This window comes from Cryobacterium sp. MP_3.1 (genome assembly GCF_035984795.1).
Taxonomy (GTDB): Bacteria; Actinomycetota; Actinomycetes; order Actinomycetales; family Microbacteriaceae; genus Cryobacterium; species Cryobacterium zongtaii.
Genome location: NZ_JAXCHV010000052.1, coordinates 1 through 14,222 on the forward strand (window position 1 = coordinate 1; position 14,222 = coordinate 14,222).

9 protein-coding genes are annotated in these 14,222 nt (G+C 64.3%); 5 read left to right on the plus strand and 4 right to left on the minus strand.

Annotation, left to right across the window (positions count from 1 at the left end; genetic code table 11):
• Window positions 1-69 precede the first annotated feature (69 nt).
• Window positions 70-1,278 carry a site-specific DNA-methyltransferase gene (locus RCH12_RS18090; RefSeq protein WP_327017818.1) on the minus strand — a complete coding sequence of 403 codons (1,209 nt, stop codon included), beginning with the start codon at window positions 1,276-1,278 and terminating at the stop codon, window positions 70-72.
• Window positions 1,279-1,533: 255 nt separating this feature from the next.
• Between RCH12_RS18090 and RCH12_RS18095 the strand changes: the two genes are divergently transcribed.
• Window positions 1,534-2,133, plus strand: coding sequence for a recombinase family protein (locus tag RCH12_RS18095; protein ID WP_327017819.1), 600 nt, complete (start codon window positions 1,534-1,536; stop codon window positions 2,131-2,133).
• Window positions 2,134-2,240: 107 nt separating this feature from the next.
• On the opposite strand, the gene RCH12_RS18100 is transcribed toward RCH12_RS18095, so the two are convergent.
• The gene (locus RCH12_RS18100; protein WP_327017820.1) at window positions 2,241-2,399 is read right to left on the minus strand and encodes a hypothetical protein; all 159 of its coding nucleotides are present in this window, start codon (window positions 2,397-2,399) and stop codon (window positions 2,241-2,243) included.
• Here RCH12_RS18100 and RCH12_RS18105 point away from each other — a divergent pair.
• Window positions 2,398-2,934, plus strand: a complete 537-nt coding sequence (locus tag RCH12_RS18105; RefSeq protein ID WP_327017821.1) for a hypothetical protein — start codon at window positions 2,398-2,400, stop codon at window positions 2,932-2,934. The genes RCH12_RS18100 and RCH12_RS18105 overlap by 2 nt on opposite strands.
• A 173-nt stretch (window positions 2,935-3,107) precedes the next feature.
• A complete protein-coding gene (locus tag RCH12_RS18110) occupies window positions 3,108-7,949 on the plus strand; it encodes a helicase (RefSeq protein WP_327017822.1) in 4,842 nt (1,613 codons plus the stop codon).
• 72 nt (window positions 7,950-8,021) lie between these two features.
• Here RCH12_RS18110 and RCH12_RS18115 read toward each other — a convergent pair whose 3' ends face one another.
• A complete protein-coding gene (locus RCH12_RS18115; RefSeq protein WP_327017823.1) occupies window positions 8,022-8,360 on the minus strand; it encodes a hypothetical protein in 339 nt (112 codons plus the stop codon).
• Between the two features lie 184 nt (window positions 8,361-8,544).
• Between RCH12_RS18115 and mobF the strand changes: the two genes are divergently transcribed.
• Window positions 8,545-12,342 (plus strand): MobF family relaxase, encoded by a 3,798-nt coding sequence (gene mobF / locus RCH12_RS18120; RefSeq protein ID WP_327017824.1) that lies wholly within the window; start codon window positions 8,545-8,547, stop codon window positions 12,340-12,342.
• Between the two features lie 34 nt (window positions 12,343-12,376).
• Here the strand turns inward: mobF and RCH12_RS18125 are convergent, their stop codons facing one another.
• Window positions 12,377-12,661, minus strand: coding sequence for a DUF2188 domain-containing protein (locus tag RCH12_RS18125; RefSeq protein WP_327017825.1), 285 nt, complete (start codon window positions 12,659-12,661; stop codon window positions 12,377-12,379).
• A gap of 207 nt (window positions 12,662-12,868) precedes the next feature.
• Between RCH12_RS18125 and RCH12_RS18130 the strand changes: the two genes are divergently transcribed.
• The gene (locus RCH12_RS18130) at window positions 12,869-13,840 is read left to right on the plus strand and encodes an Abi family protein (RefSeq protein WP_327017826.1); all 972 of its coding nucleotides are present in this window, start codon (window positions 12,869-12,871) and stop codon (window positions 13,838-13,840) included.
• Window positions 13,841-14,222: the final 382 nt, after the last annotated feature.

Here is a 14,222-nt window from a genome sequence, read left to right on the forward strand (position 1 = left end):
GGGAGTGATTCCCGTTCCCGAGCTCATTGCTGCATAATCAACTCAGCTGACCCGCACGGTGACGACGAATTACACCACCCGGCGGGACGTGACCGACGCCGCCCGTCGATCTTTGTAAAAGACGGACGCTGGCGCCCACTGCTCGTGCATGTGCAGATAGGACTTGATCTGGACACGTTTTGTCGTGTCTGTCGGATAGATGAGACGTCCCGCGGCATCCAAGCGCTCCATCGTGGCTCGCTCATACCTCCAGCCGTTCTCTGGCGGTTGATAGCCCTTCCACTCATAGATCAGGTTCTCCCGATAGTTAGGACTCGAGATGTTGTCGGAGAACCAGATTCCCTCTGCATCTATGCGGTTGTAATAGTCATGTTCTCTGGAAGGATGCTCTGCGGCGAGCGATTTGTACCAGACCTTGAGGGCTTTGGTTGCGGCATCATGGTCGGTTCCCGCCTGCGCACGAATTTCTGCCAACTGCGCGTAAATTTCTTCAAGGCCGTTCTTGTTTTCACGCCAGCGCGTGTCCAGCTTTTTCAGGTACTCGCGGTCGCGAGCGTAGACCAAGACGTAGTCCTGGCCACCCGCAGTGAGCTTGCCGTCGCCCTTTCGCGCGCCACGCCACGTCATCATGTCGACAAAGTTGGCGGCCCCGAAAACTGCGTCGAGAAGCAGTCTGAGATGATGCACCTCATTGTTGTCGATCGACACGAGGATGACGCCATCTCGACGCAGTAGATGACGCGCAACTGCCAGCCGCGGGAACATGAAGCTCAGCCAGGGTGCGTGTTTGCGCCCTGCGTTCTCGATTTTGCTCGTGGTCGCGTTGCCTTGTTCATCCAGCTGACCGGTACCAGTCAGGTATTCGCTCTCCGGAATGGCAAAGTCGTCGTTGTAGGTGAACGTCTCGCCGGTGTTGTACGGCGGGTCAATATAAATCAGCTTCGCTTGGCCGCTGTACCCGCTCTTCAGGAGTTTGAGCACCTGGAGATTGTCACCTTCGATTAGTACATCGCGAGCGCTGTCCCAGTTCACTGATGCGTCAGGGTCTGGAACGAGCGTCGCTGTTGTCGCGGCACGGGCGTCGGCACGTGCCTGCTCAATGCCTGGCCAGGTGAAGGCGAATGCTGGTTTCGTGGGCGCATTGGCGCCCAAGCTAGCCAGCAGAGCCTCAACGTCGAGCACGCCATCAGGAAAAGCGGCGGGAACAAGATTCCGAATTTGTTCGCGCAATTCTGAATCGGGATCCGGGGTTGCGGCTGGAACCTGGGCAATGCTCACGCGATACCTATCTCTTCTGACTGTTGACGTCCCGGTGAACCGACAGCCATCATTCTGTCCACCCTATAAAGACTCTATCGGCGGCTACCGACAGGCCTCGGCGGATCGCCTCGGTAAACACTTCAACGCACCAGCGTCGCCGAGATCGGCGCCGACGGTTACCAATATTATCATTTAGGCGTGCCTATCTGATACAGTCGTGCCCATGAGCGAGGAGCGCAAATCACTGATCCCGAGGAGCGACGGCCGGAAGCTGTGCTGATTGGCTACTCCCGCGTATCCGCTGTGGCGCAGGACTTCCAGACGCAGGTCAACACGCTGAACCGGCTGGGCGTCGACCCGACCCGGATCCACATTGATTCGGGTTTTTCCGGCGAGGCCATGACGCGGGACGGCCAGGCTGGGGCATTGAGTGCCTGCAATGCGGGGGATACCTTGGTGGTCCCGTCGATGGATCGGCTCGCGAGCAATGCCCTGGGCGTGGTGGAGATCATCACGGAGCTGGGGGAGCGGGGCGTCATCCTCAACGTCAACGGCGAGCTGTATGACCCGCTGGACCCGATGGCGACCATGTTCTATCGGATGCTCACGGCGGTGGCCGAGGCCGAAAGCGGCTGGAACAGCCTCCGCACACGAGAAGCCATGGCCAGGCCCGATGTGCGGCAGAAACTCCGGGGGAGGCGGCCCCGACTCACGCCCGAGCAGGATGCGTCCCTGGCCGGGCATCTTGCCGATGCCAAGATGAATGTTCCGGAGATCGCGGCTCTGTTCGGCATTTCCCGCAGCAGCGTTTACCGAGCAATGGAACGGCATCGAAAACGCGAGCGCACGACTCCAGCTGTGGAGCCGGCGTGACCTGGGCATGCCCAGCGAGGCCCGATGTGACCTGTTAACCTCGAAATGAACCCATTCAGGGGACAGGGGAGTGACAGATGGTCGGCCGGCGCTCGAGGAAGCATGTTTCACCAGACCAGGGCGAATTCGACCTCTGGGGGCACAGCAACGTAGGCGCCCAGCTTGAGGCGGTACGAACCGCGAAACCCTCGCTGGTAGAGGCGGTCCTTGTCAGTGGCCAGCTGAGCTTTGATGACTTTTGGAATGAACAGGATGGTGGCAACCATGAACAAATACGCACTGATGGCCCAGGACCACTGGAAGACAGTGGCACCGAGCCGGTACGCGAACCTGCCGAATCCGGAGCAGCACTTCGAGGAGCTGGGCGAACAGGTGCTGAGCCAGGTCGACGACCTGAGCCAGACGATCGCTGGACCGGACCCAGCGGAGGAGACCTACCTGGAAAAGGTGGGCCGACTCACGATGGCACAGAAGCAGGCCGAGGAGATCGTGCTGGCCGACCTCGTCTGGATCAAAACACCGGAGCTATCGGCGGACGAGGCACGGGACGAGTGGGAATCCACTCGACCGATGGACTCGGCACTGGCCCGGTGGGCGGAGATCGTGCAGGACAGCCCGGACGGGGTGACCTCGACGGACGAGGAGGAACGGATGGCCGCGGAGTGGGCCGTGCCGGTGATCTTCATCGAGGAGCTGCTGGCGGCGGAGAGCCCGGCCAGATTCCTGTCGGAGCAGGCCGACACGATGAAGCGAGCAGCGGATATCCGCTACCAGCAGAGCACCGAGCCGCAGCCGGAGTAGCCGCACTGAGCTTCACCCCGGGCGATCAAGACAGCCTCGCCCCCTCGGGAGCGAAAGCGCGTTTTGGCGCGAACGTCGCAGCGATCCGGCTGTCCCAGCAGCTGCGCGTCGAAGGTCGGCCTGCCACCTGCGACGAGCATCAGGTGCTTGCCCGGTGGTCGAGCTGGGGAGCCGTGCCCGACGTCTTCGACGAGTCGAAAGACAACTGGGCGAGCGAACGCACCGAACTGAAATCTCTGCTCAGCGACGACGCCTACGCCGAAGCGCGCCGCACCACGATCAATGCTCACTACACCGACCCGGCCTACGTGCGCGAAATCTGGTCAGCCCTGACCAACCTCGGCTTTGACGGCGGCCAGGTGCTGGAGCCCGGTGCGGGATCCGGTGCCTTCATTGGCTTGGCGCCCGAGAGCGCCCGGATGACCGGCATCGAGCTCGACAGCACGACGGCCCTGATCGCGAGCGGCCTCTACCCGCAGGCGGAGATTCGCGCCGAGTCCTTCGCCGACAGCCGGTTCCCAGGCGGATATTTCGATGCCGCGGTCGGCAACGTGCCGTTCGCAGACGTGCGCCTGCACGACCCGACGCACAACGCCGGGCGGCACTCGATCCACAACCACTTCATCATCAAGTCGCTGGCGCTCATCCGTCCCGGCGGGCTGGTCGCGGTGTTGACCAGCCACTACACGCTCGACGCGCAGAACCCGTCCGCCCGCCGCGAGATGAATGCGACGGCTGACCTCGTGGGTGCCGTGCGGCTGCCGTCCGGGGCGCACCGCCGCGCCGCGGGAACCGACGTCGTGACCGATCTGCTGGTCTTCCGCCGCCGGGAGATCGGTGAGTCGGCGGTCTCCCAACTGTGGGAAAACGTCACCGCCCAGCAGGTCGATGAGCGCATGGTGAAGATCAATTCCTATTTCGACCAGCGCCCCGAAAACATCCTCGGCGACGTGCACGTCGGCACCGGAATGTACGGCAACGACACCCTCACCGTCACGGCCGCCGATCTCGCTAACACCCCGGTCGACCTGCGCGCGGCGCTCACCGGTGTCGTTGCCGATGCGACCGCGGCCGGCCAGCGCATGACGCCGCGCAGCATCCGCTCGGAGCGTCCGCTGGCAACCTACCGGCCCGCCGAACCGACCCAGTGGGATGGCACCATCGTCGACCAGCGCGACGGCACATTTACCGTCGTGCGCGCCGGCGCACACACAGCACTCAAAGTACCAAAGAACGCGGCGACCGAACTCACCGCGCTGCTCGGCCTTCGCGACGGAGCGACCGCCCTGCTGGCCTTGGAAGCGGCGACGGTCGATGACACCGACGAGATCGTCGACACCCGCGCCACCCTCGCCGCCCGACATGACGACTACCAGAGCCGCTACGGCCCGCTCAACCGCTTCACCCTACGCTCCACCGGCCGTGACGACCCGGACACGGGCGAAGCTGGCACGGCCCGCATCACGCCCACCCCGGCGCGCCTGCTGCGCGCCGATCCGTTCGGGCCCCTGGTCATGGCCTTGGAACGCTTCGACGAGGAACGGCAGACCGCGTCGCCGGCCGCAATGCTGAAGCAGCGTGTCGTCGCCCAGCGCCCCATCACCCAGGGCGCCGATACCCCCGCCGAGGCGATCACCCTCAGCCTGGACCGCACCGGCCGCATCGACCTCGACACGATCGCTCACCTGCTCGGTCAGACTGAGACGGATGCCCGGGCTGGCCTTGGTGAGATGGTCTACGACGACCCCGCCACCGGAAACCTGATCCACGCCCCCGAGTACCTCTCCGGAGACGTGCGGATCAAGCTCGATGCCGCGCAGGCCGCCGCTGAGACCCAGCTCGAGCGGTTCGCCGTGAACGTGGCGGCCCTGCAGGCGGCCATGCCGGAGAAGCTCACCATGGAGCAGATCCAGGCAAGGCTTGGTGCCGTGTGGGTCGACGCCGACACTCACCAGCAGTTCCTCCGGGAGCTTTTGCGTGATGGCAGCATCCGGGTTGAAAACCCGATGCCGGGAATGTGGGAGGTGCGCGGCAACCGGCAGACACTGCGCGCTACCAGCGAGTGGGGCACCGTGCGCCGGCCGGCGACCATGCTCACCCAGGCGCTGATGGAGCAGAAGCCGATCACCGTCTATGACGAGTACGAAGAGATGGGCACGAAGAAACGGGTCGTGAACGCCCTGGAGACCACGGCCGCGCAGGAGAAGGCCGACCAGCTGCAGGAGCGGTTCGGCGAGTGGGTCTGGGAGAACCCGGAGCGGGCGGAACGGCTCACCGACGAGTACAACCGCCGCTTCAACTCCATCGCGCTCCGCGACTACAGCCATGAAGGCGACTACCTGACGTTGCCCGGGGTTGCGTTGAACTTCGTGCCGCGACCGCACCAGCGCGCCGCCGTGGCGCGGATGCTCTCCGAACCTGCCGTGGGGTTGTTCCACCAGGTCGGCGCGGGCAAGACCGCGGAAATGGTGATGGGCACCATGGAGCTGGGCCGGATGGGACTCGTGACCAAACCCGTCGTCGTCGTGCCCAACCACATGCTCGAGCAGTTCGCCCGCGAGTGGCTGCAGATCTACCCGCAGGCACGCATCCTGGCCTCATCGAGTGACGATCTCGCTGGTGACAAGCGCCGCCTGTTCGTCGCCCGCGCGGCCGCGAACGACTGGGACGCCATCATCATGACGCGCACCGCGTTTCAACGCATCCCGCTGTCGCCGGTCGCCGAAGCCGGTTACATCAGCCGGGAACTCGACACCCTGCGTGCGGTGTTCGAGGAGGCGACCGGCGAGGACGCGATGAGTGTCAAGCGCATCGAAAAGAAGCTGCTGTCACTGGAGCAGACCTACAAGGACCTCACGGACAAGCCCCGCGATCCCGGCATCACCTTCGAGTCGACCGGGATCGACTATGTCGTCGTTGACGAGATGCACGATTATAAGAACCTCGCCACCGAGTCGAGCATTCAGGATGCCCGGATCGCCGGGGCAGGCCGGGCTACGGACCTGCACATGAAGCTCGAATACCTGCGCTCCCGGCACGGCGACCGCGTCGTGACCGTGGCCACGGCGACACCCCTGGCCAACAGCATCACCGAGGCGTACGTGATGCAGCGCTACCTGCGCCCCGACCTGCTCGAGAACGCCGGCATCGGCCACTTCGACGCCTGGGCGGCAACGTTCGGGCAAACGATCACCGAGATGGAAATGGCCCCCACCGGCGGCGGCAACTTTCGGCTGAAGACCCGGTTCGCGAAGTTCCAGAACGTGCCCGAAATGCTCCGGATGTGGCACGTCTTCGCCGACGTGAAAACCGCCGAAGATCTCAAACTGCCCACGCCGTTGCTGCGGGAACGCTCCGACGGGCAGCGGGTGCCCGAGAACCTGGTGCTGCAGCCCGGCCCCGAGCTCGAGGCCTACATCGCCGACATCGGCGAGCGTGCCGAACGGGTGGCCAACAAGTCGGTTCGTCCTGAAGAAGACAACATGCTCAAGATATCCACGGATGGCCGGAAGGCCGCCCTGGACGTTCGGATGGTCGGCGGCGACCGCCCCAACGGACCAACGAAGATCGACGCCGTCGCGCACCAGGTGCTGCGCATCTGGAACGAGACCAAGCACCTCAGTTACCTGGACGACGTGACGAAGGAGCCCTCGCCCACACCGGGTGCGCTGCAGTTGGTGTTCAGCGACCTGGGCACGCCGAAGCCCGACCGGTGGAATGCGTATGACGAGCTGCGCTTGAAGCTGGTCGATGGCGGGATTCCGGCCGAAGCCGTCCGTTATATTCACGAGGCGAAAACGGACCCGGATAAAGCTCGCCTGTTCGCGGCCGCGCGGGCCGGCCATGTGGCCGTATTGATCGGGTCGACGGCGAAGATGGGGGTGGGTACGAACGTGCAGGCCCGGGCGATTGCGCTGCACCATATGGATTGTCCGTGGCGGCCGGCCGATATCGAACAGCGCGATGGGCGTATCGTTCGGCAGGGCAACCAGAATGCCGAGGTTGGGCTGTACCGGTATGTCGTCGAGCGCAGTTTTGACAGCTATATGTGGCAGACCGTGGAGCGGAAGGCGAAGTTCATCTCCCAGATCATGCGCGGGCGGCTCGACATGCGCGAGATCGAGGACATCGGTGATGTTGCGCTCGGCGCTGCGGAGACGAAGGCGCTGTCGTCGGGGAACCCGCTTCTGATGGAGCAGTCCGTCGCGAACAATGACGTGTCGAGGTTGCAGCGCCTCGAGCGGGCGTGGCAGCGTAACCAGACGAACCTGGCGAGCATGCGCATGAACGCGAGCGGTCAGGTCGGGGCGCTGGACCGCAACATCGATCTGTTAACGGCCGCGCTGCCGCGGGTCGTGGACACGAGTGATGACCGGTTCCGGATGACGGTGGCTGGCCGGCAGTATGGCAAACGCGCTGATGCCGGTGTCGCGATCGGGGAGTGGGCGGCGCGCAACGGCGTGCGGTATCTGCCCACGAACGCCGATCGGAAGCTGGGGGAGTTGGGTCAGGTTGGCGGGTTCGCGATCGACGTGGCGTCTCGCACGTCGCTGGGTCAGGTGCACATTGTGGCGGAGCTGCGAGGGGTGCCGGGGGCGAGCGTGACGGTGCCGCGGGATCAGTTCGCGGAGGCGGGGGTGGGTCTTGTGCGGCAGCTTGAGAACCGGGCTGCGTCGTTGCCCAAACTGATCACCGAGACGCAGCAGAAGCGCGTCGACGCCGAGACGACGATCACCGAGGTGGACGCGCGTGTTGGTGACCTGTTCAAGCATGGTGATGAGCTACGCGAAGCGCAGGAGCGGCAGGCCCGCGTGGAGGCGGGACTTGCGGCCATGGCCACCGAGCAGAACCCGCGGGCCGAGACGACGGATGCGCCGGGTGCAGATGGTGCCGCGGCCGCGCGCGAGCGCATCAAGGAACTCGCCGCGCGAACCCGTGCTAAAGCCGACGAGCATCACGTCGACCCGGATTCGGCACCGCGCATGGGGCCGATCTCGCAACGACCGCGGGTGTAACGCCGAGCGTTGTCCCAACCGCACGCCCCCGGCCCGGCGCGTCACACATCAGTGACGTCCGGGCCGATAGACCTACGAGGTTGAAGTCTGAGGGAGAGTGGGCGCCGCTGGTGTCGCAGTGGCGAGGGCGCGTATCCGCTTCACTTCTTTGGCCGGGAGGGCGGTGAGATCGGCGACCCGGCTGGCGCTCTCGCCCAGATCGAAGAGACTCGTCACGGTGTTGCCCATGGTGTTCTCGAGGGCGGCAAGTTGGATGATCAAAGCCTCGCGCTCATCACCGGCGGTGAAGAACTCCGCGAGCGTTGCTTCGATCTTGTTGTCCCGCTCCGCGCGTACCTGATCAACCCGGGTGCGGGCGAGGCGTGCCCGCTCCCGAGCGTCAATCTTCTTACCAGTCTGTCCAGTTGCCATATCAAGTACTCCCATGAATTCAGATTCATCTCGTATCGAACGTCACGCAAGTCAAACTTTTCACAGAATCGACCAGCTCTCAAACTCCACCTAAAAAAGCCAAGGCAAATAGACACACCTCTTGCACTAATAGTGTCTCGAGCGGATTCACCCGTTAACCTGTGTGAAAGGGGGTGGTTTTGCCATGATGACCGTGCACGTTCTTCACGCCGGCGATGGCTACACCTACCTGACCCGCCAAGTCGCGGCGGGGGACCATTCCGTGCGCCGTGGCGAGGACCTCACCGAGTACTACACCGCCGAGGGCAACCCGGTCGGGCAATGGCTCGGGTCGGGCCTGGCCAATCTGGGCGTCTCTGGGCAGGTCTCCGAAGAGCAGATGCAGGCCCTCTTCGGCGACGGACTGCACCCCGACGCGGAAGCCGCCATTCGGGCCGCCGTCGCCGGGGGTGCGAGCACGGAAGACGCCGTGCAGGCATCCCGGTTGGGCCGCCGGTTCCCGCGGATCCAAGCAATATCGGATGGCTGGAATGACGCCGTCGCTGAGGCCTACACAGAGTTCACGGCCGCGAACGGGCGCAGCCCCGAGGTCGGGGTGGAGCGGGATCTGATTCGCTGGAATATTGCGGCCGGCCGTGTCGAGACCACGTTGAAGCGGCCGGGAACGGATGCGGAGGTGGCCACGCATCTGTCGCAAATGGGCAAGGCACCCCGGCAGCCCGTCGCCGGATACGATTTGGTGTTCACCCCGGTGAAGAGCGTGTCCGTGCTCTGGGCGCTCGGCGACTTGGAGACCTCCGCGCGAGTGCGGGAGGCCCACAACGCCGCATGGCATGCCACCGTCTCCTGGCTCGAAACTGAGGCTGGCGTCACCCGGGTTGGGGCCGGCGGGGTCGCGCAGGTCGACACCCAGGGGTTCGTTGCTACTGCGTTCGAACACCGCGATTCCCGCACTGGCGACCCCAACTTGCACACCCACGTTGCCGTGTCGACCAAGGTGCAGGGCCTCGACGGGAAGTGGCGTTCACTGGACGGGCGGGTGCTGCACGCGCTCGGCGTTGCGGCATCCGAACGTTACAACACCCTCGTCGAGCAGGAGGTCCGGAACCGCCTCGGAGTGACGTTCGTGGATGAGACGCGCGGCCGGAACAAGCGCAGCGTGCGCGAGATCGCCGGCATCAGCCGCGAGCTGCGGGACTCGTTCTCCTCCCGTCGCGCGGCCATTGAAGATGCCTACGAAACTCTGGTGCAGGAGTACGTGGCCAAGCACGGGCGCACCCCGCCGAATGCGGTGCAGCTGAGCCTCGCCCAGCGCGCAACTCTCGAAACCCGCGAAGGAAAGAGCGCTCCGAAGAGCCTGACGCGGCAGCGTGCGGAGTGGCGTCTGGCCGCGGTCAGGATCATCGGTGAGGTCGCCGTCGACACGATCGGAACAACGGTCCTGCTACGACAGCAGCTGTCGGCGCAGGACCAGACCTTTGCAGCGTTAAATATCGACGAGCTCGCCGATCGGGTGCTGCACACGGTCGAAGACAGCCGGGCGACCTGGCGACGTTCGCACGTTGCCGCGGAGGCGCAACGCATTGCCCGAACGTTCGCGAACGTTCGCCCGGGCGTCGACGTGCAGCAGATTGCGGATGGTGTCGCGCAGGCCGTCATGGCGCGCGTGATTGCCGTCACCGCGCCGACACTCAACCCAGTCCCAGAGGCTTTGCAGCGCCAAGACGGCGAGTCCGTCTACCGGGTGCACGGGACGGAACGGTTCACCTCGGCGCGGATCCTCGCGATTGAGGACAGTTTGATCGACGCGGCCCGCACCGTTGCCGGATTCACCGTCGACCCGGCCATCTTCGCCACCACGGTGGAGGCACTGAACGCCGCGAGCTCGTACCCGTTGGATGCTTCGCAGGTGGAGCTGGCCCGCCGTTTCGCATCCGGTGGCCGTCTCCTCGAGGTCGGGATCGGACCGGCAGGAACTGGCAAGACCACCGCGATGCGCGCGTTCGCGCGTGCCGTGGAAGCGGGCGGTGGCCGAGTTTTGGCGTTGGCACCGACGGCGGCTGCGTCGACGGTGCTAGCCGAAGAAATCAAGGTGGAAGCGGAGACGGCGCACAAGCTCGTCGACGTGCACCGAAATGGGTCGCCGGAGCAGCAGGAGTCGGATCAGTACCGGATCGACAGCAGCACGGTGCTTCTCATCGATGAGGCCGGTATGGCCTCAACTCCGTTGCTGGCGGACGTGTTGGAGCTCGCCCAGCTGCACGGGGCCGCGATTCGGCTCCTCGGGGATCCGGCGCAGCTGGCCGCGGTCGAGTCCGGGGGAGCCCTGCGCCTGATCGAGCAGCGCGTGGGCGCCAGCTACCTCGACCAGGTGCACCGCTTCATCGACACCGAGGAAGCGGCGGCGTCCCTGCTGCTGCGTGATGGAGCCAGCAGTTCCCTGGACTTCTATGTCACGGCGGATCGCACGCGGGGCGGCATCCGCCAGAGCATGCTGGAAGAGATCTATGTGGCGTGGGCCGCGGATCGCGCCGATCACCGGCACTCGATCATGGTCGCGGGAACCAACGAAGAGGTTGCCGCGCTGAACGCGCGTGCCCGCCTGGACCTGATCGGCCAGGGTGCTGTCGGGAAGAGCGGGGCGTTGCTGCACGACGGGAACAAGGCCGGCCTGAACGACGTGATCGTGACGCGGCAGAACGACCGGAAGCTGCGCTCCAACCAGGGCAAAGACTTTGTCGCGAACGGTGACCTCTGGACGATCCTGGGCGACGAGGGCGGTGACCTGAAGGTGAAGAGCCTTCGGCACGGGGGAGTGCTGACCCTGCCGGCCGAATACGTGGCCGCGCATGTGGAGCTCGGTTACGCGGCGACGATCAATCGGGTGCAGGGCATGACCGTAGACACGTCCCACATTCTTGTGGACCCGCAGTCGACCTCTCGCGAGCAGCTGTATGTGGCGGCCACCCGCGGCCGTGAGTCCAACCGCATGTATGCGGTTGTCGAAGAGACCCTCGAGGTGGACGCGCACGCTCCCGATCACCTGCGCACCTCGATCATTGATGCGCTCACCGCGGTGCTCGCCCGCGAGGGTGCTGAGCGGTCTGCGACCGAGGAGATACAACGCGAGCAGGATACCGCGGCGAACCTCTCGACATTGCTGCCGGCCTACGAGGATGCTCTCGCACGGGTCTACGATCCGGACCAGCTCGGACGGATGGAGGCGGCCATCCGCGATGTGCTCGATGCGCGCATCGCCGACCGGGTCGTCAACGACGAAGCGTGGACGCATCTCGCGAGTCGGCTCGCGGCACACGAGGCCCGCGGTGCCGACGTGCGCACACAGCTGGCTGCGGCCTTGCGGGCTGAGGACACCTGGCCCGACTCGACCGTCGAATCATTTGCGAAGATCTACCATCACCGCATCGGAGTGCCCGTGGACACGACAGTCGACAGCGCGCTGCCGACCTGGGTCACCCCGCCGCCGGCTGGCACTGACGGGGACAACCGCGCTGTCCGCGAATGGTTGAACGCCCAGGCCCGCCTCGTCCAGGATCGAATGACGGCGCTGGTAGATGCAGCGGCAGCGGCGCCGGAACCGTGGAGTGTGCCCCTTCGACCTCAGCCAGATGACGCTTCTCTGCGGAAGGCGTGGCGTCGTGACCTTGGTAACGTGCTCGCCTTCCGCGACCTGAACCAGATCACGGATGCCGAGTCACCGCTCGGTGTGATCCGTCTCGATGACGTTGCCTATGCGGCAGCGGCCGAATCCCTCGAGCGCCTTCGCGTGATCGAGGACGCGGCGGCAACCGAGGCAAGGCATCGAACCGCCGGGCTGAGGCAGCGCCTGTCCGGATCCAGCACTACAGAGGGCAAAGTTGATGCCGCCGAACGCGTCCGGCAGATTCGTCAGCGCGAAATTGACCCCGACGAGCAACATGACGTGCACGCTGCCCGGTTACGGCACCGACCCAAGATTTAGTCCAAGTCCTGCGGCTCCTCAGTTTGTAAGAAAGTTACCCCTTCGGGGGGAAACTGTCATCGCCATACGTGTTTTTCGCCCCGATCGTGCCGTCGAGTTTCGTGATCACGTGTTCGACCCCTCGGTCTATAGCCATGTCACGGCCCACAGATTGTTGCTCCGCTTTTGTGCCCCCAGAGTGAGCGGCGCGCGAACTGCCCTCGACCTTGCTCTTCCAGACACCGTCTTCGTTGTAAGTGCGAATGTCACCTTTTGCCATTTTCAGAACCAATCTGTTCGAATCCCGGACGGTAGAAGTTTGCCGATTCCATGATGGCATCCGGGTCCGACATTGCTCTGAAGTAGACGAGCGTCGTTGGGAGTTGTATGTGTCCCGGGGTGACGACTCAGGTGTCTTCCCTGTTGGTTACGGAGTGCCGGAACCGGCCGTGGTATGCTTTCAATATCACGATCAGCCCGCTCGCCTCACGGCTCGGGCTGATTTTCTTTAACTGGGGGACTCGTGGCTGAGTACACAAAGAGATGGTTGTCGGTCGACGAACAGGTGGACAAACTCAAGTCACGCGGCGTTGAGGTGGGAGACCTGGAGAGCTGCCGCGGGCTTCTTCAAGCTGTGGGGTACTACCGCCTCACGGGCTATCTCTACCCGTTCCGAGAATCGGAACCATACGTGGATGACGCAGGTCGGAGCCGTTTCCATATCCTCAACCGCTATCGCGCGGGCACGTCGGTCGACGATGCAGCTGCTCTCATCGATTTTGATCGTCGCCTGCGGATGCTCGTCCTCGAGGGTATCGAGAGGATTGAGATCTCTTTTCGCATGCGGGTCGGGTACGTGCTGGGCAGGCAATCGGCGTTCGCGCACGCTGACCCCGCTAACTTCGTCGATTCGTTCACGGAGGCACCGATCGACAGTGTGACGGGCGAAACATTGCCGAGTAAGCATGAGCAATGGCTCGAGCGCGTAAAAGTGCGCCAGGCAGAGTCTGACGAAGCATTCGTCGCCCACTTTCGCCAGAAATACAATGACGAGATGCCGATCTGGGCCCTGACGGAAATCTTGGAGCTCGGGCATCTGGGCCGGCTCTACTCAGGGTTGAACAACTCGTTCGCGACGGAGATCGCGGCAGCCTACGGGGCGCCTTCGAAGAAAGTGATGGGCAGCTGGATCTCCAGCCTGAATTACGTCCGGAACGTCTCTGCACATCACGCCCGGCTTTTCAATCGCAAGCTAGTCAGCGCGCCGGCCCGCCCCAGTCATGGACAGGTTCCTCTTCTCGGCCATCTCAAGGATGCGGCGTCCGCGAAACAGGTGTTTGGCCTGTACAACGCTCTGGCGGTGATGTCGTATCTGCTCCGGTCGATCGACGCGAATAGCGGGTGGTCGGCCCGCGTGGTCGACCTCATGGGTTCATTTCCCAGCTCCGCCTATCTAACTACCGAGTCGATGGGGGCGCCTGAGGGCTGGTCGGGCCTCGAGCTCTGGCGCGCGCAGTAGACGGCGCTAGCCAGCTCTTTCTGTTGCAACGGGGTCGTGTGACGCTGCCGGCCACGGATGTCGTGCGGCGAATCTCCGCCCACGGGCAAGTGTCCCGTCTCATCTAAAACGAGGCATGCAGCCCCGTATTCTCGCCGGCGCTAACTTCGCCCGATACGCCGTGAGTATTTGAGGCTTCGAGAGCCACCCGATCGTGCGGTTCAGAGCCAGCGATCGTGCGGAAGAGAGCCAGTGGCGGTGTGTCTGGGAGCCACCGGCTCTCTGTCCGGCGTTAGGCGCTGGCGAGGGCCCTACGTGTCAGGGTGAGTTGAGGCCAGTAGCTCAGAGCAAGTCCGCCGTTTGACGTAGGGCGAGAATCAGGAAGTCCCACCATGTCCAGCCC

Coding starts and splice junctions, on each gene's coding strand:
- RCH12_RS18105 (WP_327017821.1), top strand. CDS start 2,398: ATGAACAAATACGCACTGATGGCCCAGGACCACTGGAAGACAGTGGCA.
- RCH12_RS18100 (WP_327017820.1), bottom strand. CDS start 2,399: ATGGTTGCCACCATCCTGTTCATTCCAAAAGTCATCAAAGCTCAGCTG.
- RCH12_RS18115 (WP_327017823.1), bottom strand. CDS start 8,360: ATGGCAACTGGACAGACTGGTAAGAAGATTGACGCTCGGGAGCGGGCA.
- mobF (WP_327017824.1), top strand. CDS start 8,545: ATGATGACCGTGCACGTTCTTCACGCCGGCGATGGCTACACCTACCTG.
- RCH12_RS18125 (WP_327017825.1), bottom strand. CDS start 12,661: ATGCCATCATGGAATCGGCAAACTTCTACCGTCCGGGATTCGAACAGA.